The 21,004-nt window shown below is 61.2% G+C and carries 17 protein-coding genes and 3 pseudogenes; 10 read left to right on the top strand and 10 right to left on the bottom strand.

The annotated features are described in order from the left end of the window. Window positions 1-14: 14 nt before the first annotated feature. The 4 genes from QNO18_RS23680 to QNO18_RS23665 form a co-directional block, all read right to left on the bottom strand. Entirely contained in the window at window positions 15-2,489 is a 2,475-nt protein-coding gene (locus tag QNO18_RS23680; protein ID WP_283179924.1) for an AAA family ATPase, read from the bottom strand. Then, a complete protein-coding gene (locus tag QNO18_RS23675; protein WP_283179923.1) occupies window positions 2,482-2,769 on the bottom strand; it encodes a hypothetical protein in 288 nt (95 codons plus the stop codon). Before QNO18_RS23675 ends, QNO18_RS23680 begins: the two co-directional genes overlap by 8 nt. 227 nt (window positions 2,770-2,996) lie before the next feature. Next, window positions 2,997-4,196 carry an XRE family transcriptional regulator gene (locus tag QNO18_RS23670; protein WP_283179922.1) on the bottom strand — a complete coding sequence of 400 codons (1,200 nt, stop codon included), beginning with the start codon at window positions 4,194-4,196 and terminating at the stop codon, window positions 2,997-2,999. Window positions 4,197-4,231: 35 nt separating this feature from the next. Beyond that, complete coding sequence (locus QNO18_RS23665; RefSeq protein WP_283179921.1) at window positions 4,232-4,924, bottom strand: hypothetical protein; 693 nt, start codon at window positions 4,922-4,924, stop codon at window positions 4,232-4,234. A 202-nt stretch (window positions 4,925-5,126) separates the two neighbouring features. Between QNO18_RS23665 and QNO18_RS23660 the strand changes: the two are divergent. Both QNO18_RS23660 and QNO18_RS23655 read left to right on the top strand, forming a co-directional pair. Continuing rightward, window positions 5,127-6,277 (top strand): annotated as a pseudogene (locus QNO18_RS23660) (IS3 family transposase). Between the two features lie 562 nt (window positions 6,278-6,839). Continuing rightward, window positions 6,840-7,673 carry a hypothetical protein gene (locus QNO18_RS23655; RefSeq protein WP_283179920.1) on the top strand — a complete coding sequence of 278 codons (834 nt, stop codon included), beginning with the start codon at window positions 6,840-6,842 and terminating at the stop codon, window positions 7,671-7,673. A gap of 317 nt (window positions 7,674-7,990) precedes the next feature. Here the strand turns inward: QNO18_RS23655 and QNO18_RS23650 are convergent, their stop codons facing one another. Further along, entirely contained in the window at window positions 7,991-8,203 is a 213-nt protein-coding gene (locus QNO18_RS23650; RefSeq protein WP_283179919.1) for a hypothetical protein, read from the bottom strand. A gap of 56 nt (window positions 8,204-8,259) precedes the next feature. Here QNO18_RS23650 and QNO18_RS23645 point away from each other — a divergent pair, with 56 nt between their 5' ends. Together QNO18_RS23645 and QNO18_RS23640 are read left to right on the top strand one after the other, a co-directional pair. Beyond that, entirely contained in the window at window positions 8,260-8,604 is a 345-nt protein-coding gene (locus QNO18_RS23645) for a hypothetical protein (protein WP_283179918.1), read from the top strand. Window positions 8,605-8,765: 161 nt separating this feature from the next. Beyond that, window positions 8,766-9,560 carry an HNH endonuclease signature motif containing protein gene (locus tag QNO18_RS23640; protein ID WP_283179917.1) on the top strand — a complete coding sequence of 265 codons (795 nt, stop codon included), beginning with the start codon at window positions 8,766-8,768 and terminating at the stop codon, window positions 9,558-9,560. A gap of 170 nt (window positions 9,561-9,730) precedes the next feature. Here the strand turns inward: QNO18_RS23640 and QNO18_RS23635 are convergent, their stop codons facing one another. Together QNO18_RS23635 and QNO18_RS23630 are read right to left on the bottom strand one after the other, a co-directional pair. Then, window positions 9,731-10,234 (bottom strand): PIN domain-containing protein, encoded by a 504-nt coding sequence (locus QNO18_RS23635; protein WP_283179916.1) that lies wholly within the window; start codon window positions 10,232-10,234, stop codon window positions 9,731-9,733. Window positions 10,235-10,281: 47 nt separating this feature from the next. Then, a complete protein-coding gene (locus tag QNO18_RS23630) occupies window positions 10,282-10,746 on the bottom strand; it encodes an excisionase family DNA-binding protein (RefSeq protein WP_283179915.1) in 465 nt (154 codons plus the stop codon). Window positions 10,747-11,644: 898 nt separating this feature from the next. Between QNO18_RS23630 and QNO18_RS23625 the strand changes: the two are divergent. The 6 genes and pseudogenes from QNO18_RS23625 to QNO18_RS23600 all read left to right on the top strand — a co-directional run bounded on the left by QNO18_RS23625 (window position 11,645) and on the right by QNO18_RS23600 (window position 17,331). Then, window positions 11,645-12,414, top strand: a pseudogene (locus QNO18_RS23625) (IS5 family transposase). A gap of 497 nt (window positions 12,415-12,911) precedes the next feature. Continuing rightward, entirely contained in the window at window positions 12,912-14,237 is a 1,326-nt protein-coding gene (trbL, locus tag QNO18_RS23620; protein ID WP_283179914.1) for a P-type conjugative transfer protein TrbL, read from the top strand. Beyond that, entirely contained in the window at window positions 14,234-14,923 is a 690-nt protein-coding gene (gene trbF / locus QNO18_RS23615; protein WP_283179913.1) for a conjugal transfer protein TrbF, read from the top strand. Before trbL ends, trbF begins: the two co-directional genes overlap by 4 nt. Continuing rightward, window positions 14,920-15,971 (top strand): annotated as a pseudogene (locus QNO18_RS23610) (TrbG/VirB9 family P-type conjugative transfer protein). The gene trbF and the pseudogene QNO18_RS23610 overlap by 4 nt, the downstream one beginning before the upstream one ends. Further along, a complete protein-coding gene (locus tag QNO18_RS23605; protein WP_283179912.1) occupies window positions 15,968-17,110 on the top strand; it encodes a TrbI/VirB10 family protein in 1,143 nt (380 codons plus the stop codon). The pseudogene QNO18_RS23610 and the gene QNO18_RS23605 overlap by 4 nt, the downstream one beginning before the upstream one ends. Before the next feature lie 2 nt (window positions 17,111-17,112). Further along, on the top strand, window positions 17,113-17,331 hold the full coding sequence (locus QNO18_RS23600) for a DUF2274 domain-containing protein (RefSeq protein ID WP_283179911.1): 219 nt from the start codon (window positions 17,113-17,115) through the stop codon (window positions 17,329-17,331). Between the two features lie 274 nt (window positions 17,332-17,605). Here QNO18_RS23600 and QNO18_RS23595 read toward each other — a convergent pair whose 3' ends face one another. Genes QNO18_RS23595 through QNO18_RS23585 form a run of 3 tightly spaced genes read right to left on the bottom strand, consistent with a single transcriptional unit; the run spans window position 17,606 to window position 20,977 of the window. After that, a complete protein-coding gene (locus QNO18_RS23595; RefSeq protein ID WP_283179910.1) occupies window positions 17,606-18,547 on the bottom strand; it encodes a plasmid partitioning protein RepB C-terminal domain-containing protein in 942 nt (313 codons plus the stop codon). After that, window positions 18,540-19,445, bottom strand: a complete 906-nt coding sequence (locus QNO18_RS23590; protein ID WP_283179909.1) for a plasmid partitioning protein RepB C-terminal domain-containing protein — start codon at window positions 19,443-19,445, stop codon at window positions 18,540-18,542. Before QNO18_RS23590 ends, QNO18_RS23595 begins: the two co-directional genes overlap by 8 nt. Continuing rightward, window positions 19,445-20,977, bottom strand: a complete 1,533-nt coding sequence (locus tag QNO18_RS23585; RefSeq protein ID WP_283179908.1) for a recombinase family protein — start codon at window positions 20,975-20,977, stop codon at window positions 19,445-19,447. Before QNO18_RS23585 ends, QNO18_RS23590 begins: the two co-directional genes overlap by 1 nt. Window positions 20,978-21,004 lie beyond the last annotated feature (27 nt).

The raw sequence follows: 21,004 nt of genomic DNA, 5'->3' as shown, positions 1-21,004 counted from the left end.
CCACCTCGCCTTCATCACACGACAAGAGGCTTTAACTCAAATTGTGTCTCGCATTTATCGTGAGCGCAGATTGGCTTGCTGAGGCCGAATGGTCTCTGATACTTCGTGCGGCCACACACGCATTCGAACTGTCTCCGGAACGTTCTGAATTCATCCCAGCGCGTCTTCTCGTCTCCGATCGAACCGTCGCCATAGGGCGCGTCCTGAAAATGGCTACCGAAATTCTCGATATCGCCCTTCACCAAGCTGGCGATGAAGCGATTGTTGACGCCAGGTACGTCGGCCGGCGTCAATTTGATGTCGCTGAGGAAGCCGCCGATCGCCGAGGCCAATTCGGATCGTTCGTAGGAATAGGCTTTCTCGAGTTGGCGGATGCGGAGGTTGACGCCGAAGCCGCGCGCGATCCCGAGCAGCCATTCCTCCTCTGCCTGCCGCATCTCGTTGGCCGCAGATTCGCCCTTTTCCCAGCGATCGGCGATCATCTCATCGGTCACCTTATGGTCGGCGAAGCGCGGGCCATAGGCCGGGTCCAGCCCGATGATGCGCGTGAACTGCCAGTCCTTCGCCGCGAGCTGATCCTTCAGGTGATTGAAGAACCGCTCGTCATGGGTGACGAGAATGATCTGGCAGTCGGTGAACATCTTGGCGAGCAGCGCGCCGATCGCGCGGCGATGGTCGGCGTCATAGGAGGTGACGACGTCGTCGAGCGCGATCACCGGGGCGGCGCCGTTGAACTTCTTGATCGCCGCGAGGCGCAGCGCGAGAGCCACCGAATGAATCTGGGAGTCACTTAGATAGCCTCCGGGCGCGACGCCCTGTCGATTGTCGGCGAAATCGATGACCAACTGCATGCGCTGTTGGTTAGTATCGTCTTCGCCGGGCAGTTCGAGCCGGATCGGCCTGGCCTTGTCGCCCTGAATTTCCTTGTAGATATCGTTCATCGGCGCCTGGAGGGTGTCGAGCAACGACTGAATTTTCTCGCGAATCTTGCCCGAGACGAGCGTGGCCTGCGTGCCGAGCGCCTCGTGCAGCGCGGTGAGCTCCTCGGTCGTGCGCGTCGCCAGCGCCACATCCGTCTGGAGTTTCAGCATTCGGTCGATGCTAGCTTTGACCTTAACCCATGTATGTTCGCCCTGCTTGTCCTCGATTGCGGCAATGTCCTGATCTAGACCGGTCAGGCTTCCCTCCAGCTCGGCGGTGATCGCGGCGGACGCGGGCGCCGCGGCGGTCGGCCAGGCGGCAACGCCGGCGTGATATTCGATAAGTGCTGCCTTAAAGCCATCCGGATCATCGTCGGGCAGATGATCGATCATCGCGGGAAGCCGCGCGATCAACTGGTTGTGCGCCTTGGTGGCGGCTTTATCGGCGTCGTCCAACGCGGTCTTGGCGTCGTTGTAGCTCTGTAGATCGTCGAGATGGGTCTTCAGAAGATCGCGAATCGCAGGCACGCTTCCGGCAGCGGTATAGCCGATAGCCGTCGCACAGACCGGACATTCGTTCGGAGCCGCGGCATCGTCGGCGAAGAGCTTCTCGGCCTCTTTCCATACCGACCGGAAGACCGTGCCCGCCGCCTTGTCGCGCTCATCAGCTTCGGTGTCCTTAGCGTCGGCCAGCACCGACAGCGCCTCGTCGAAGGCGGCGATGGCGCCCGCATATTCGGGGTCGCCACCGTCCTCGGGCACGGTCTTCTGCCACAGCGCGATAACCGAGTTGCGGACCTGTCGCAGCCCAGCGAGGCCGACGCTTTTCTCCTCGGCTGCGACACGTTTGCCTATGTCGACATAGCCGGCGTCGCCGGCATCGAGCACCTTCATTGTCAGCGCGGGATCAAGCCGCGCAATGACGTTCGCATTGATGAACGCGAGCACTGCAGCGTTGTCCCAAGCCTGCACTAACTGGTCGGTTTCGGCCCGCAGCTGCCCGGCCAGACGAACCTGTTCAGCCGTGTTCTCGGCGGCTGCCTTGATCTCACGGCGCAGAAGCCGCAGGTTCTTCTGTACCTCGACCAGCGGCGAGAGCTGCAGCCAGCGCACCACATCGCTGTAGCGCGTTTCCGCCTTATGCTCCTCTACGAAAGTGCGCAGCGTGTAGCCGCGGATGATCGGCGCCACGAAGAATCCGGCCTTCATCGCACTGGCCGCTGCATGGATCGGACGTGGATTACCGGCCGCCGATCGGCTCCCATCGATGGTGATCTTGCCAGTGATGGTCGTGAATTTGACTACTGGCGCGATCCCCGCCGCCTGAGCGCCATTATGCACGAGCGCGGACGGTCCGGCCTGGTTGTTCAATGCACGCTGCCCGAGCCGATCGAGCGTGCCATGTTCGGAGAAGATGAATTCGAGCGCGTCGATCACGCTCGACTTGCCTAAGCCGTTTGGCGCGAAGATCGCGAGGCTGGGCTTCTTACTGAAGTCGAAGGTCTTGGGCTGAAGATAGGCGCGAAAGCCTTCGAGTGTCAGCGAGTGAAGCAGCGTCGGATCAGCCATCGGTCTGCTCCTCGGCCGGGGCCGCGCGCTCAGCAGCTAGCAGCAGGATCGCCGCCTTAGCACTGGCTATGACATTGTCGCTGGGAGTGACGGTCAGGAAGTGATCGGACAGGATCGCGGCCAGATCGGCATCGACATCATCGGAGGCCTTAAGCGCAGCGGCGACGCCGGCCAGAAATGCTTCGGGCGTATCCGCCACAACTACTTCCGGAGCGGCAAGGGCCGCAATGATGTCGAGCGCCACCGCGTCCTCGGGTGCTGCTTTCTCGTCCTCGTCCAACCGCTCCCCCTGCCGCTCGCTCGCGAATCAAGCACGACACCACCATGCCAATTCTGCATCCTAGCGGGAAGATGAGGTCGACTGGCACCTATGGGCCGCAGGATGTCATCTAATCACATATAGATTAAGTGGACTCCAGTGCTTAGCGATTTGCATCGCTTGCCAACCTTATCCTGCACGCGGCATCGCCATCTGGCGTGCGAGGCAATTGACTAGAGCGAAGCCAGTCAAAGCTTGCGCCGATCACTCAACGACACAACTTCAGCATCCCCATCCGGAAGCATGCCAGTAACGCGCACTGACGGTTTCAGTCGCACCAAGTTTTGCGGCGCTGGAGAAAGATAATCCTCCGAAAGCCCGCTCAAGTTCGCGATATCTGCGGCACTTAGCCCGATCTCTCGAATGAGGTCGGAGCGACTGACTATACCCTCATCAAGGATCATCTCGATTGACGCAGCAAGGTTCTGAGGCTGCTCAACCGGCAACTCCCCGTCGAGGGGCTCAAACCCGCGCCAGCGTCGATAGCTGTAGTACTGCCAGAGCCGCCGCTCGTACTCGGGAGTGATACGTTCCATCGCGGCAAGGCGCTTAATCATTGCGGCTACAGCGACTTTCCACTTGGGTTTGATGCTGAGCAGCACCTCCAGCGACAATGAGTAAACGTCCTCGCCGAATGAAGACTCGGGTAGCAAGAAGGCACCGGCGAAGGCCATGGCTTGCTCTTCGATGAGCGTGAAATGCTCAGCCAGATCGTGAGGATTGACCCAGCGATGCAATACAACGTGCCCGAGTTCGTGGGCTGCATCGAACCGGCGGCGCACACCAACGTTCTTATCTCGCGCTAGAAGCATATAGGGTCGGCCACTCTCGGCCCAACGCGAAACCCCGTCGAGCTTAGCCGAACCAATCTCGTCTTGAGCAACGACGATGCCGGCATTCTCAATCACCAGTAGAAGGTCCTCTATCGGCTCGTCGCCGAGCGACCAATGCTCGCGCAGGGCGCGCGCATAATGTTCGATATCCGCGATCCGCAGCGTCCGGAAATCGCGATCACCGACCAGGTCCGGAACATCGACCGGCGGCAATTCGACGTGCTCGCTCAGCGCGTTGTCGATCGCTTCGACGAAGCCGAGCTTCGCCTCGGCCTTGTCTCGCATACGGCCCAGTTCCGACTTCATAGAGCGGAAGAAAGCAGCGCCTTTCGCTTGGTCGACCGGCTTGAAGAACCAGCTCACTTCGACCCCAAGGGCCTCCGCGAGACGTGGCAGAACGGCGGGGTCAGGTTTTTGATCATGATCCTCGCTCTCCCACTTAGAGATGGTCGTATGGGCGCGCTCGACCAACTCGGCCAATTCTTTCTGTAGAAGTGCGCGAGCGCTACGCGCCATACGCAGCCGCGCTGGCACGAATCCCTCAACGCCGGGCATGATGCATCCCGTTCATTACGAACCCTTCCCTACCGTCACTTCTTGGGTGCGGGCTTTTTTCTAAGTTTCGGCAGTTTGCGGTGTACGACCTTGCGGGCAGGCTTCTTCGCGCTCGCGATCTTGTCGTGCAAATACTTCATGATCTGTTGGAGCGAGTAGTTGTGATAGCGCTGCTTGAGATCGTTCGATGGAATCCAGAAACCGACGAACGAGGGAACCTCTGGCGTCGCTGCGTTGTGTTCCGACACAATCAGACCGCCGAAGGCACCGTCGGGGATGAGCGTAGGAACGGCATCCGCCGCTGGTTCAAAAAGCGTACCTTGGGGATCGAGAGGTGCGTTGCGGGCGCACAACTTTTCGACGTAAGAGGACCTCGTGCGCAGTTGGCGCGGTGCGCCGACATAGCGGCTGAAAACCAAGCCGAGGACCAACGTGAAAGCACCGATTCGGACCGTAGGGTAGCTCCAAGTTGCGGGCTTAGTCCAGCTAGTGCCGACTTCAACATCCGTCCGAGCTCCGGCGGTGCGGACCGCCCGCTCCATGAAATGACGACGCAACGTGCCTCGCGCCTGCTTCGCGGACGGCACGTTCGCCGCAGGAATCGTCCGGACTGCATCAGCGGACGCCGCTGCCATCTCCTCGTCGAGCGCCTGAAAGAAGCGCAGCAACCGCTCGGGGTCAACTGAGCGTGTCAGCAGATCAAGCGGAATGAGGGAGGGATGCGACATGATGCGCACTTTCGTATTTATGACAAACTATGTATAAACGTTCGCCAGCGGAATGCAATCCCTATTCACTTGACGTTGAATTCGGCAGCGGAAATACCCGCGGTTGACGCTCGCGCTTGAATCGCCAGTGCCTAGCGTCGCTGTGAGGTGCCCCTAGATTTGTAGACGCTTTGCCGCCTAACCTTGAGGCTAGGAGGCCGCGATGGGGACGAGCAACTACAGCGACGAGTTCAAGCGAGATGCGGTGCAGCAGATCACGGTTCGGGGATACCCGGTTCGCGAGGTTGCCCGGCGTTTGGGGGTGAGTTCGCATTCACTGTACAAGTGGCTGAAGCTGTTCGGGGAGCCAGTGGCGAAGTCAGCCGCTGTCGACCATGAAGCCGAGAACCGGCGGCTGAAGCGCGAGCTTGCCCGGGTCACCGAGGAGCGCGACATCCTAAAAAAAGCAACAGCGTACTTCGCGCGCGAGTCCCAATGAAGTACGCCTTCATCCGGGCGCATCAGGCCGAGTTCGGCGTCCGGGCCATGTGTCGGGTGCTGCGGGTCCATTTCAGCGGCTTCTAAGCATGGCTTAAGGAACCGTTAAGCCTGCATGCGCGGGACGATGTCCGCCAGACCGAACTGATCCGGCAGGCCTGGTCCGAGAGCGGCAAGGTCTATGGCTATCGCAAGCTCGCCGCCGACCTTCGGGATCAGGGGGAGCAGGTTTCCGAGAACAAGGTTGCGCGGCTGGCTGGCTTGGCAGGCATCATGGTCCAAGTTGGCTACAAGCGCCGCCCTGGACGATATGGCGGCAAGCCTCCTGTTGTCGCATCCAACATCCTGGATCGGCAATTCGAGGTGGATGCGCCCGACAGGGTCTGTTTGACCGACATCACCTCCATCAGGACGTATGAGGGCTGGCAATATCTCTCTGTGGTCATAGACCTGTTCTCGCGGCGTGTGGTCGGCTGGTCGGCTCAACCTCGCATGACGACCGACCTTGCCTTGCAGGCCTTGCTTGCGGCCGTTTGGCGGCGCAAACCCAAGGCCAAGGTGATGATCCACTCAGACCAGGGTTCGCAGTTCACCAGCCGCGAGTGGCAGGTGTTCCTTGGCCAGCACAACCTCGAAGCAAGCATGAGCCGCCGCGGCAACTGCCACGACAATGCCGTCGCCGAAAGCTTCTTTCAGCTCTTGAAGCGGGAACGCATCCGGCGCCGCACCTACCTGACCCGCGAAGCCGCAAGGCAGGACGTGTTCGACGACATCGAGATGTTCTACAACCCGAAACGCAAGCACACCAACAACGGAATGCTGTCGCCCGTTGACCTCGAAGCCAGACAGCAAATTCTGAACAAGGCAGGTGTCTAGGAAACTAGGGGCACCTCAGTTATCCGGACAAGGGGGCAAAAACATCTTTTGGCACTTCGAATAGTTACGTAGGCCTTGCAGTAGGCTGAGCTCCTTTGCTGAAGTCTCTCAAGGCCGTGATGAGGGGAAGGAAATGCCAGTTAGAAAAGCGCGCGTGCTCGGACTGGGTGTTTACGACGAGGTCAGGCAGGCGGGCCTGCAGAGCCAGGACTGGCAAGACATTCGAACCAGGATCAATCACGCCAGGCCTGAGCCATTGGCATTTTGCCTTGGATGCAATGAACCGGCGCATGTCAAGGCTGCCACATCTACTGAGCGCATCCCACACTTTGCCCATTACAAGGGGGGTGGTCTGTCCTGCCCGTGGGGCGAAGATGGGGGCCGTAATCCGGACGATGTAAGGGCATCAATCTACGCCGGGAATCAGGAATCACCTCTCCACAAGAGCATGTGCAATCAGGTGTTGGAACTAATCAGCCTAGATCCTCGATATGAGCTAGGATCCGGTGTAGTCGATGGCTACCTTCCTCCCAACGGCGGAGGCAGGGGCAGATGGCCAGATGTGAGGTTCAACCTCGACGGTCTAGGGAAATTTGCTGTCGAGGTGCAGCTCGCACCGAGTTTGGCGACGGAGGTGGTGGCCCGTAGCAAGTACTATCTCTCCCAGGGCGTTCACCTTATTTGGTTAGTTCCGTGGTATACCTTCGATCGTGTCACTCGTGCATTTACCGCTGACATCGCGCAGGAGGCAGGAGGGAATCTTTTTGTTCTCGACGAAATCGCAGTGGCAGCCTCACTGGAACGCCAAACACTATGCCTTTGGGCGGCCTGGCAGACCGACGCTGGGATGGAGCGAAGGCTTATCAGCCTCGACGATCTTGAATATCGATTAGACCGTCACCCCCTATTGAAGGACGTGGCAACACCTGCGGTGTTCAAAGAGGCCTCACTGAGGCGAGAAAGCCTGATCGGTGAGCTGATCAGGACCAAGGGAAGCTGGTCGTCCGCTAGAATTCATCCTGTCACCGGTGAACGAGACAGCGATTTCGACCGACTTCTGCGAGTTATGTTCTCGATATGGGCAGAGGCAGATGGCAGGTGGACGAACTTTTTGAACAAGCAGGAGAACATCACAGGACTCTTAAACGCCTACCTGAACTCTCAAGACGGTCAGCGTCGCGCACAGATTATCAATGACATGCTGACGCGAACTCGTGCATTCGGCCAAATACGCGCAACAGTCTGGGATAAAATGAGAGAGGCTTTGAGGCATCCCCAGCTCAGTGTCGTAGACCCGACCATTTCAGAAGCGATGTCCTACTTTCCCGAGGTCTATCGAGCGGACCTCCGAGGAGATCCGATACGAACTGACATCCTGCCAGACTGGGCTACGTGAGCCAGCCATTTGATTTTAGCAGGCAGCATGCAGTCGTTGCCTTTAGGGCTCTGTGGTTGTTTGGGAGCGGCATCATCGAAATGGGCTGACCTCGCCAGGCTAGGGTCCGATTTAAACGAGACCATCGAACGGTCGTTTGTTATGCTACGGCACGTTGCTGGGAATGCTGATCGGACCATGCCCAACTCGACGATGGCTAGCTCGCTTGCGAGGCGGACGGGTTACCCCGCCGCGCATGGAGGAGCCGGTGTCCTGGCTCAGATCCTGGCAGCTTGAGTGCGGGACTAGGGTCGTGCACCAGCCCAGCCGGGGTCACGTCAAAAGCAACTCTTCCGTTCACCGATGACACTCGGCGCCCTTAGCGCCGGATCTCTATCCCGCAGAGTATTGATCACGCGCCCGACCAGACCGATCCGCCAGGAGGCGATGCGGGTGCGGATGGCGCAACTGAGCGAGACGCGGACATGTAGAGTGACGCCTTTTGTCCGCCACATGCGGCCGAGGGTCAGTGTATCGATGTTCAGGACCATGTAATCGCCTCATGATTTTGCTTGCGTGAAACGGAGTGGCCTGCATCATGCTGTGCATGGACCTGATATTCCCCATAAATTTCATTGGCCACGACGAGTGGTTAGACAGCGGCTACGATCTCAACTTAGCGGCGGGCGAGGTGGTCACCAGAGACGGTGAACTGATCGGCCGATGGCAGGTGACTGATTACGACCCGAATGCCGAATACGGCGAAGAGGACGGACGCTATGAGTTCACCCCTCAGGGCGAGGATGCTGCAACGATCACCGAGGAGTTTGCATGCCTGGATTTCAGGATCAGTCGTGGCTTCGCACTATCCAATATCACTCGAGCGATCCGAGACTGGTATGACGCCGAGAACCCCGATTTCCCGATTTCATCGAGGCGTCACCCCGAGTAGTAAAACGCCCTCGGCAATCCAGAGGCACGCAGCCGGTTGCAGTCCTCGGCTTGATATGCGGTGATGGGTTTCATTCCTGGGAATGCCCCAGATCATTACGAGCGCTGCAATATTACAACTGTAAATGACTAGGCCCGGCGCATAGGGGCTCAGGAGGGAAATTGTCGGGACCATCGGAAAAGACAGTTCGCAGATTGTTTGCTCTATCGGGAAATGCATGCGCGTTTCCCGATTGCCCGTCACCGATTGTCGAGGCGGAGGGCACAATCACAGGCGAAATCTGCCATGTCCGGGCGCAAAGCAAAGGCGGTCCGAGATATGGAGCATCCCAGACAGAACAGGAGAGACATGCTTTTGAAAACCTGCTCCTCCTATGCCGACGGCACCACAAGATTATCGACACAGAGCCAGACATCTACTCGGTCGAGGTGCTCGAGGAAATGAAGGCGGTTCAGGAAACGCGATTTGGCCGGCTCGAGCAGGCAAGCGACGGCATATTTGCCAAGCTGCTGCTGAACGCGAAACGTGTGGTTGAGATCACCAACAACAGCGGGAGTATCGTGGTTGATAGTCCAGGGGCCATCGTGGGCAGAACGATAAATGTAAGTACATCTCGCAAAGCTGTTCACGTTCATCCCGCGGCGGGTACAATCGGTGCCGATCAGAATGCCAGCCGCTACATTCAGCACCTGATCAGCCGCTACAACGAGTTCGCCTCCAAAGAACCCACACGAGCATCCAAGTTCAACTATGGCGCAATATCCAAGAACATTGAGCATAAATTCGGAGCGCAGTGGAAGCTGCTTCCGATGTCGGCTTTCGCCGATCTTTGCACCTATCTGCAGACCCGGATCGACAAGACGCGCCTCGCCAAGCTGAACAAATCCAATGGGCACTCCTCATACTCAAGCTTCACCAAGTATACGCAAGGAATGCAATCTCGAATGGAAAGGTGATTATGCATCAACGGGTTCGCCCAACGTCGAGTGTCCATCATGGCCGGGGCTTCGCTGCGGCACCAGTCGAACGTCGGCTTCCGGGGATGCGGCCACGCAGCGTCGGCCGAGGCCGGGCGGCAGCTATGGGCCGGTTTTGACGAATGACTCTGCGTCAGTGACGGGTTGCCTCAGAGTAGTTCTGCAAACCCGCCAAGTTCGGCTGCCGTGGCGACCAGCCCGATTTGCGTCAGGGTGCCGAAATAGTCCTCGACGCTATAGGGCGGGTTCTTCAACCGGGCGCGCACCTTGCGGACGGAACCGCAGAACAGGCCGGGTGCGAGATGCAGGTGATTGACCAGGAATTCGTCAGGGTGCTGCACGTCGATGCCGAAGGGCGTCAGCGCCTCGACCGGGAAGTCGACGAGGTTTTGGGGCACGATCACATCGCAGCGTCCAATGATGGCAGCGGCCAGCACGTGCCTGTCATCAGGATCGGGCAAGGTCAGCGCCGGTATGAGGGCATGGTATCCCTCGACCAAGCTGACTCGCGTGGCCCGGTCCATCAGGTCACGCGTACGTTCCAGAGCTGCCCTATCCCGCGAAGGTTCGTTGCGCAGCAGCGCCTCGATCCATTCACGATGGATATCGGCCGTCCAGCGCGCCCTGAACAGGTCTGTGACGGCCAACTGCAACAGCAGATCCTAGAGGACGTTGGCGTCCAGCAGAGCGGTGTAGCGGCTCATGGACGATGGTAGCCAATATCCTGTCCTTGTGCCTCACTGACAAGCTGGTCGAGCACGGCCTCGCGCTCGCGGTCGATGGCTGCTTTGTAGGCCATCACGTCTTCCATGCGGATGCGACGATGCTTGCCGACCTTGCGGTGGGGGATCGCGGCTTCGTCCAGCAGCTTGATGAGGAAGGGACGTGAGACGTTCAGCACTTCGGCGGCTTGCACCGTGGTAAGTTCTGCATTCTCCGGCATCAGGGTGACGCCGCGCCCGGCGGCCATCGCCTCCAGGATGTCCATCAGAAGGGCGACTGCTCCGGCGGGGAGTTCGAGCGGGCGCTCTTGTTCGGCATCGGTGACGCGCAAGGTCAGGGGACGTTTCTGACGAGCATAGCGGGACAGAACCTGGCCGGACACACGCGCAATCGCGGCATCCTGTGCGGAGGGAGGAAGCTGTCGATGGGCGAGCATGGTCATGGGCAGGACTCCTTCACCGCCGCAGTGTATGGGTTCAAATGAAATAAATGCAATAAATGAAGAAAGTGTCAGAGTGGCAGTGAAGACTTCAAGTTGATGCAACAGGTCGAGGCTTCGTATCGGGACAGGGCGGTCCACGCTGAGACTGGGGCGGGAGCCGGTCTGAGGCATCGACGACGACAACGTGAATTGTTGAGAAAGATACCAGTGATACTATTCTGTTGCGGCGGGTTGGTGGGGATGAGGCCAATGCTACGCTGCGCTACGAAGCAGCCCGCTGGAGTTCGCGAGCACCGAATGCTCAAGGATGGCTCGGTATGCTGAGAGAAGCCGCAATTTGAGATGGTTGCGTGCCCCCGCAACCATCTCAAATTGCGATGCACCATCGCGCACACCAGCCGCCCCATCCGGGCGGCTTTTTTGTGTCCGCAACTTCTGATTTGAGCAGGTCCCCGCAACCAGAATTACTGATAGATATCAGTGTATTAGGCCTCCTTCGGGAGGTCTTTTGCATTTGAGCCCAAAACATCCCGGAAGCATATCGGAAGCACTTGCGCGGAAACCGTAGCGGGAAATCGGCAGGGTCACATTGGCGTGATCAATGGCTTGTCGTCGCTCTGCACGTAACCGGAGCGCGGGCTTCTTGACGATCTTGCAGCCCTCCTTACGGATTTCCGGGTATTGGGCGGGCGCATATGCCGTACCGCCGCTGAGACAAACTCGATCAGGAAGCAGGCCTGCTGCCAAGAGAACGGATGATTCTGCATTGCCCGATGTTGCAATGGTGTCATCAAGGCTTTCCCGGAAGAGCCAATAATATCGCTTACCAGTCTCTAGGGTCAGGACCCATTGATGTTGGGGTTTCAGTCTGATTCAGGCTCCGCAAGGAGACTGATGAATGAGCAACCTTTACTGGCTGACGGATGCGCAGATGGCGCGTCTTAAGCCGTTTTTTCCGAAGAGTCATGGAAAGCCGCGTGTCGATGACCGTCGCGTTTTGAGCGGTATTATATTTATAAATCGCAATGGGTTACGGTGGCGAGATGCCCCCAGGGAATACGGTCCTGCGAAAACCCTCTACAACCGATGGAAGCGGTGGAGCGACCGGGGTGTGTTCGCCCGCATGATGCATGGCCTGGCGGCAGAGGCGGCGGTTCCGACGACGGTGATGATCGACGCCACATATTTGAAGGCGCACCGCACGGCCTCCAGCCTGCGGATAAAAAAGGGGGCGCAGACGACAGACGGGGGCGCGCAATCGGTCGAACCAAAGGCGGGATGAACAGCAAACTGCACGCCGTGGCTGACACGACGGGACGCCCGATCCGGTTCTTCATGACCGCAGGCCAGGTCAGTGACTACACTGGGGCCGCCGCGTTGCTGAGCGGCCTGCCACCCGCTGACTGGCTGCTTGCAGACCGTGGATACGATGCAGACTGGTTCCGAGAGGCCTTAAAAGACAAGGGGATAAAGCCGTGCATCCCGGGCAGGAAATCCCGAGCCAAGCCCGTCAAATATGACAAACGCCGCTACAAGCGCCGAAATCGGATCGAGATCATGTTCGGCAGACTGAAGGACTGGCGGCGGGTCGCAACGCGATATGACAGGTGCCCAAAGGTGTTCCTCTCGGCAATCGCCCTCGCCGCAACCATCATCTTCTGGCTATGAAACAACAACGAGTCCTGACCCTAGGTTCCGCTACCGATCTCTTGCCTGCTTTAGGCGCCGACTGTACCCCGTGTGGAATCCGGCCTCGGCGCAACGCAAATGCACACCGAGGCTGGCGTGCGGCACGCCGCGCGCCCTCGGTCCATGTACCCATAGCACGGACCGACGCTCCACCGGCCCGCCGTTTGCACAGCGTGCCGACCCGCCCACTTCCGAGTTGGCAGGTTCCAGTGTCTGACGAGGCGTCCGCCATCGGTTCGGTTTCCCTCGCCATGGCAGGCTTGCTGGCCGGACCAGTCGCGGGATCGGAAGTCCCCGGCTGTCCGGCTTTGATGGGTTCTGCTGATTTACGGCTTCCCGGAAGCACCCGGTTCACCTCACCCATCCGCTTATCGCCGCATGTTGCGTCACACGGCGTGCGGGGTCTCTCACCCCCGCGAGATCAGTAACAGCTTGAAAGTCAAAGCACTCCTTTCTTCAACTAGGACCTAACGCACATGGGCGGCACCGGCGTCATCGACAGCTTTCTCGGCATCTTCACCAGCTACATCGACTCCGGCTTCGGCCTGCTCGGCGGCGAGGTCGCCTTCATCGCCTCCACCCTGATCGTGATCGACGTGACGCTGGCCGCGCTCTTCTGGTCCTGGGGTGCGGATGACGACATCCTTGCCCGGCTGGTGAAGAAGACCCTCTTCGTCGGCGTCTTCGCTTACCTGATCGGGAACTGGAACAGCCTCGCGCAGATCGTCTTCGACAGTTTCGCGGGCCTCGGCCTGATGGCCTCAGGCACAAGCTTCTCGACCGCCGATCTTCTGCGCCCCGGCCGCGTCGCGCAGACCGGCCTCGATGCCGGACGACCGCTGCTGGAGTCGATCTCCGACCTGATGGGGTTCGTGTCCTTCTTCGAGAACTTCATCCAGATCGCCTGTCTTCTCTTCGCCTGGGTGCTGGTGCTGCTCGCCTTCTTCATCCTCGCCGTGCAACTCTTCGTCACCCTGATCGAGTTCAAGCTCACCACGCTGGCGGGCTTCGTCCTCATCCCCTTCGGCCTCTTCGGCAAAACTGCCTTCATGGCCGAGCGAGTGCTGGGCAATGTCGTCTCCTCCGGCATCAAGGTGCTGGTCCTCGCCGTGATCATCGGCATCGGCTCGACCCTCTTTGGCCAGTTCACCGCAGGTTTCGGCGGCCTTGCCCCGACCGTCGATGATGCCATGGCCATCGTCCTCGCGGCCCTTTCGCTCCTCGGTCTCGGCATCTTCGGCCCCGGCATCGCCTCGGGCCTCGTCTCCGGCGGGCCGCAGCTTGGCGCGGGCGCCGCCGTCGGTACTGGCCTTGCCGGAGCCGCCACGCTGATCGCGACCGGCGGCGGCGCGATGATGGCGGCAAAAGGCGGCGCTGCGGCCGTTCGCGGTGGTGCCGCCACGGCAGGCGCTGCCTCTGCCGCCTATTCCCTGAACTCGGCAGGCCAGTCTGGTGCAGCCGGTATCGCTGCCGGGGCGGCCGGGATCGGCAAGGCCGCTGGCGGTGCCGCCCTCTCTCCGCTGCGCCGAGCCGCCGCCAGCATCACCGCCAGCCATGCCTCGGGCGTGAAGGCCGGGTTCACCGGCACCGGCGGCACCACCACGCAAGGCAGCCTTGGTTCTGGCCCCGGTGGCGCTGCCGGGTCGTCTGGCGGTGGGACCTCCTCCCCCGGCTGGGCGCAGCACCTGTCGCATGGTTCCGGCATCACCCGCTCCGCCGGGATGGCCGCCCATACCATCCGCGCCGGGGACAGCCGGGGCGGCGGAGCTTCCGTTTCTCTTTCCGAAAGCGATCGCAGATGAGCATCTTCAAAAGGGCAGCCCCCCATTACGGCAAGACACCCGCCCCCGAGACCCCCTATCAGAAGGCCGCCCAGGTCTGGGACGAACGCATCGGCTCCGCCCGGGTGCAGGCGAAGAACTGGCGGCTGATGGCGTTTGGCTCGCTGATCCTCTCGGCAGGTTTTGCCACCGCGCTGGTCTGGCAATCGGCGCGCGGCACCGTGGTGCCCTGGGTGGTGCAGGTCGACGATCTCGGCCAGGCGCAGACCGTCGCTCCGGCCGTGGCCGACTATCGCCCCTCCGATCCGCAGATCGCCTGGCATCTCGGCCGCTTCATTGAGCAGGTCCGCGCCATCCCGGCTGATCCGATCATTGTCCGCCAGAACTGGCTCAGGGCCTATGACTGGACCACGGATCGCGGGGCGGCGGCGCTGAACGATCATGCCCGCGAGAACGATCCCTTCGCGAAGGTCGGGCGCGCCCAGATCGCCATCGAGGTCTCCTCGGTCATCCGCGCCTCGCCGGACAGCTTCCGGGTGGCCTGGACCGAGAAGCATTACGAGAGCGGCCAGCTTTCCAGCACCGAGCGCTGGACCGCGATCCTGACCATCGTGATCCGCACGCCGCGCGATGCCGCAACGCTCAGGGCCAATCCCCTCGGCATCTATGTCAACGCCATCAGCTGGTCGCGGGAGATGAGCCAATGACCACCGCCCCTGTTGCCGAGAGCCGCCGCATCGCGCGCCGTCCCATCTCTCTTTCCCTCACGGCCCTGCTGATCGGCACCGCGCTGATCTCCGGTTGCGCAAGGAAGGCAGTCCCCGAGTTCGGCTATGATGCCGATGTTCCGGCACTGCCGACCGCGCAGAGCGGTGCGGCTGACGGCGCCCCAAAGCCGCTGCATACTCCGCCGGGCTGGACCGTCGCACGCGGCGGGGCTGCCGCCGACACCGCCGCGGCGCGGGTTGGCAATGCCAATGCCGCCGCAAGGGTCGAGCCGCGCCGCGAGGGCTATTACAACGCCATCCAGATCTACCCGTTTTCGGAAGGGGCGCTCTATCAGGTCTATGCCGCACCGGGGCAGATCACCGATATCGCGCTGGAGCCGGGCGAGAGCCTGACCGGCGCCGGCCCGATCGCTGCCGGCGACACCGCACGCTGGATCATCGGCGATACCGAGAGCGGCCGCGGCGCTGCGGCCCGGGTCCATATCCTTGTGAAGCCGACGCGGGCCGATATCGCGACCAATCTCGTGTCAGCACCGACCGGCGCAGCTATCTGATCGAACTCAGGGCGCAGGAGGCACTCTACATGCCCGCCGTGGCCTGGTCCTATCCGGCCCAGCCGGGAAGCAGGCGGCAGGTGACGCCCGCCGCGCCGGTGATCCCCTCGGAAACCGCGCGCAACTACCGCTACGGCTTGCAGATCGAGGGCGCCAGTCCGCCCTGGCGACCGGTCTCGGTCTTCGACGATGGCAGGCGCGTCTATGTCGTCTTCCCGCGCGGCATCGTGCAGGGCGAGATGCCGCCGATCTTCGTGCTCGGCCCCGACGGCGCGCCGCAGATCAGCAATAGCCGCGTCCATCGCAATATCCTGATCGTCGACCGGCTCTTCGGCGCGGCCGAACTGCGTCTCGGCAGCGGCAGGCGCCAGCAGGTGGTGCGGATCCTGCGGGTGGAGCCGAAAGAGGCCGCCGCCGGAGCAGCAGCAGGAACGCCGCCGGAGACTCCGGCCGGCGGCAAGGTGCCGTCATGAGCGGCGGCAAACCTGCACCCGAGACCGCCTCGCCGATGCGGCTGCGCGCCGAGCCGGCCCGGGTCACCCGGCTGTCGCGGCGCATGCTGGCGGGGACCACCGCCATTGCGCTGGTCATGATCGGAGGCGCGCTGATCTATGCGCTGCAGACCCGACAGGCCGGAGAAGATGGCGAGGAACTCTATTCTATCGAGAACCGCGCCACCGCCGATGGGCTGGCAGCCCTGCCGCGCGATTATACCGGCCCGACCCTCGGCCCGCCGCTGCCCGGCGATCTGGGCGGGCCAATCCTCGATGCGCAAAATCGGGGCCAGCCTGTGGTCCCGCCGATGATCGCGGCACCGTCTGCGGTCGATCCCGACGAAGAACGTCGTCGCGCCGAGGAAGAGGCCGCGCGGCTGAGCCGGGTGTTCTTCCCTGCCACGCCTGGCGCCGGTGGCGCGGCGGGCACAGCCTCTCCGGGTTTTGCCGGACTCGACCTGTCGGGGGTAACAGGATCGCAGGATCCGCAGAGCGCTTTCCTGAACGGGCCGGTGGATCGCCAGACCGTGGCGGTCGACCGTATTGCGGCCCCGGCCTCGCCCTGGATTCTGCAGGCCGGATCGGTGATCCCGGCCGCGCTGATCACCGGCATCCGCTCCGATCTGCCGGGCCAGATCACCGCCCAGGTCACCGAACCCGTCTATGACAGCCCGACCGGATCCCTGCTGCTGATCCCGCAGGGCACCCGGATCATCGGCGAATACGATTCCGGCGTCGGCACCGGCCAGCGCCGGGTGCTGCTGGTCTGGAACCGCCTGATCTTCCCCGACGGATCCTCGCTGGTGCTGGAACGTCTGCCCGGCGCCGATGCTGCCGGCTATGCCGGGTTGGAGGATGGTGTCGATTATCACTGGGGCGCTGTCTTCAAGGCCGCCGGTCTTGCGACCCTGCTGGCGATCGGCACTGAGCTCGCCACTGATGACGAGGACCGCCTTGTCCGCGCCATCCGCGACGGTGCCCAGGACACGATCAGCGAGGTCGGCCAGCAGATCGTCCAGCGCCAGATACAGGTGGCGCCAACCCTCACCATCCGGCCGGGCTTTCCCGTCAGGATCATCGTCACGCGGGACCTCGTGTTCCGCAAGCAGGGGGAGTGACCATGGTGAAGCTGAAGCTCGCGCCGCCAGCCGACGACAAGCCGGTGAGGATCACCGTTGAACTGCCTGCAGGGCTGCACCGTGATCTTGTCGAGTACGGGCGGTTGCTGGCGGCCGCAGGGGCATCGCCCATCGAACCGGCGCGGCTGATTGCGCCGATGCTGGAGCGGTTTATCGCGACGGATCGTGGATTCGCAAAGGCGCGGCGTCCAAAAATCTGACCCGATCAAAGGATCACTATTGGTCCCTGAGCCCCAGCTTGGAGGAGAGTGTATCTGCTATGAGTAGGTGCGGGCGTGACGGCAGCGCTCTGCCGCCACGCTCGCACGGTCGTGTAAGACAGGAAATCTCACACGCGGCTGGACCATATGACGGCCAGCCTCGGCGGGCTTCTTGCGGGTTCGCCGCCATTCCCGCCGCCATGATTGATCCGCCCCACCGTGCGGCGTCTCCCATGGTCCCCGCGCTTATCGGGTCCGGGTCCCCATCCGGAATTCAGGCTTCGGGTGATCCCAGGATTGGTCCCAGGCTGTCGATCTCCGCGATCTTCTGGAACTCTCCGAGATAGTCCTGGTGATACTTCGCCAGCCAGCGGATGACGCGGTTACTGGCTAGCATTTTCACAAGGTAGCCGCGCGCGACGGTCAGATGCAGATTGTCTATGCCATAGGTGTCTTCGACCGACTTGACCTGCGTCTGGAGGGTGGCCAGTTCCCGCTCCATGCGGGCGATCTGTTGGCTGGACGGGGTGGGGGCTCCAGCACCCTTTCCTTTCCTGACGGCCGCGAGCTGGTTCTCGGGTGTGGCGGCGCGGATGGCGCGTGCGAACATTACCGAGAAATTGTTCTGCCCGATCATGAGATCCGCCGCTTCGATCTGTCGGACTGCTGTCATCTGCCGCAGGATGTCGAACACCTTCATTGAGCAGGGCGTATCCTTCAGCATTTCGGCTGCTTCCGGGCTGATCCCTTCAAGCAGCCTGTAGCGACGCAGCACGGATTCGATCTGAAGATTGAGCGCTTCGGCGATTTCTGCGGAGGTCACGCCACGCTCAATGGCGCGGGCGATCATCCGGTGCTCCTGAATCGGCGGAATGCGATTGACGCGCTTGTTGTAGGTATAGGTGTCGTCATCCTTGGCGAGCAGGCATTCGACCTCCACGATCCCAAGCTCTTTCAGGGCTTCGATGCGCAGATGGCCGTCCAGCAGGAAATAGTTGCCCGGTTTCGTCGTGTCGGGGATCACGACCGGCGCCTCCACCAGACCGATCGCCCTGATTGAGCTCAGGACCTGCGAGAACGCACGACTCTCCCGAGCGCCGTCCGGCAATGCTTTCAGCGGAATGATAGCAGAGACGGGAACGGTCACGAAGCTGCGGTCGAAGGCAAGATGGATGCGTCCGCCGTTCTCGTTCGGATCTTTGGGTCGGTCAGTCATCGCTCTCTCCGGAAATTCGCGCGGACAGTGCCCGCGGCATGGTGAACAGGCCTTCCGCCCGCAGCAGGTTCACAAATCCCTCGTCTGCGAGCAGTTCCTTCAGCGCCTCGACAACGAACAGCAGGCGTGTCTGGGTGAAATCCGACTTTTTGACCAGAAGCCGCTGCTTTTCCGCCTCGCGTTGATAGACCTGCATCAGGTCGTTGGCAGTCATCCGGCGCGTGGTCGGGCCACCCCTCTTGCCCAGGCGGCCCGTCGGCAATCCCTTGCCCTGTGCGCGCATCCGCATGTCGAGCATTCGCCGGACAGCCGCCAGTTTCTTGCCTCGGAGCTTGCCGGTCTCATAGGCATCGAGGAGCAGGTTCTGCGCTTCCTCGGTCTCCGCCCGGGATATTTCCATTGCCAGCGTGATCGGGATCAGGCCGGTCTCGACCGCGGCAACCAGGCGTTCTTCGCCATGGTCCAACAGAGAGGCGATCATATTGACCCAGGAGGCACCGACACCGATCTTCTCGCCAATGGCGCTGTCGCTGTAACCCCTTGCCCGCAGCGCGCCGATTTCGCGCATGATGTCGATGGGGCGGGGAATGCGCCGGGCTATGTTCTCGACGAGACTCATAACAAGACATTCGCTTTCGCTGGCCTCAATGATCACCGCCGGAATTTCGGTCTGGCCCAGCATTTGAAATGCCTCCAGCCGTCCTTCACCGCAGACGAGGTCATATCTGGCACCAACGGGACCGTCGTGCCGGCTAACGGTGATCGGCCGCTTCAGGCCGACGGCTTCGATATTGTTCACGATCTCCCGGTGCTGGCGTTTGTTACGCGCGCGGGGATTGATGACCGTGATTCGTGAAATCGGGATCATCTCGACACGATTTGGGCGAGTGGCTGGCATCAGGCGGTCTCCGGAAGGGGGATGGGTGTAACGATGCTGTAGAGAAGGTCGAGGTCATCGAAGCGGTAGGCGTCGAGATCCAACGCGTTGTCCTCCGCCAGACGCAGCTTCTCGGAAAGATGGTCAATGCGCGGAAAGAGGTAGTAGTCGAGCGGCGTACTATTAGACCTGTCCATGCGTACGACGATGGTGATGTCGGGCATCAACGATGTGTCGAAGCGCGGTTTCCAGCGCAAAAGGCCGGTTGGCGTCTCGATACAGCGCGCGATCACGACAGACAGGCTCAATTCGTCATTGACGATCACCCGATCCGTCTGAAGATCCTGCCAGGCATCGCTGCCCCCGGCGCGCAGGCCTTCAAGCACCTCGCGCAGGATGGTCGGATGCAGTTTACGCAGTTCGCGGTTGGCCTCAATATAGCGATAGTCCCGTTCCGGCATGAAACCCACGAGGCTGTAGGCACGCAGCAGGCTGCCGAAACGTGTGCTGTAGGCGCTGCTTGAAGGCATTCCGTCGTATTCGTCGATGACGATGCCCGAAAGCAGGCCTTTCTGCTCGTAGAGCGCGCGCAACGCCGCGAGCATGTCCTCGTCGCTGATACGAAACGATCGGGCATGGATGATGGTCTTCGCCGCGTCGAAAAGTTCGCGCGCTACGATGCCTTCGAACACGCCCTCGGCGCGGACCCACGTATCGGGGGTGTTGTGAACCCGCTTTTCCTTCAGCTTGAAGGAACGCCGGTTCCAGACGTTGTCGCCGACGTATTTGTCGTTGATCAGGACCTGGTGGACCGTGCCTCTCGTCCAGGGGCGGCCGAGATCGGTTGTGTAGCCGCGTGCATTGAGATCGGCGGCGATCACGCTTTCGCTGTTTCCGCCGTGAACGAATGCCTGATAAATCTCCCGCACGATGCCGATCTCTTCGTCAGGTCCGGGTGTCAGGATCACACGGTCGGTCTGGATGCTCTTGTGCTGTCCCCGGTCCAGCACCCCTTTGACGGTGCCGTGCTCGTCGATGAGCGTGCGTCTGAGGCCGAAGCCTGCCGGTCCGCCCTGCCGATAGCCTTTCCCGATCAGCAACTTCTGTCCGGCGAACACTTTGGTGGAAAGTTCGCGGCTGTACTCGCCCGCCATCATGCGCTTGAGTCCCTTGATCACCGTGGAGACCGGGCTGCCGTCGTTCTCGAACTGTTCGGCGCAATAGTGGACCGCTATCCCCGCCTGTCGGCAGATGTATTCGTAATGGGCGCTTTCATCTGCATCCTGGAACCGCCCCCAGCGGGTGACATCGTAGACGAGCAGGGCCGTGAAATCGGCAGTGCCTGCCTGCACGTCCTCGATCAATTGTCGCAAGGCGTCCCGCCCTTGGATCCTGAGCCCGCTTTTGCCTTCGTCGGCGTAGGTTCGGACAATCTCGATCCCTCGCTCCTCGGCATAGAGCCGGATGGCGATGGACTGGTTCTCTGTCGAGTATTTCTGAAGTTCAGTCGACATGCGGACGTATTCGGCAGCCCGAACAGGATTTGCCGCCAACCGGGCCGGATGCTGTGACCTTTCCGT

It is taken from the genome of Gemmobacter sp. 24YEA27 (genome assembly GCF_030052995.1).
In the GTDB taxonomy this organism is placed as follows: domain Bacteria; phylum Pseudomonadota; class Alphaproteobacteria; order Rhodobacterales; family Rhodobacteraceae; genus Pseudogemmobacter.
Note: the sequence above shows the minus strand (reverse complement) of the source record. Positions and strands in the feature narration are given on the sequence as shown.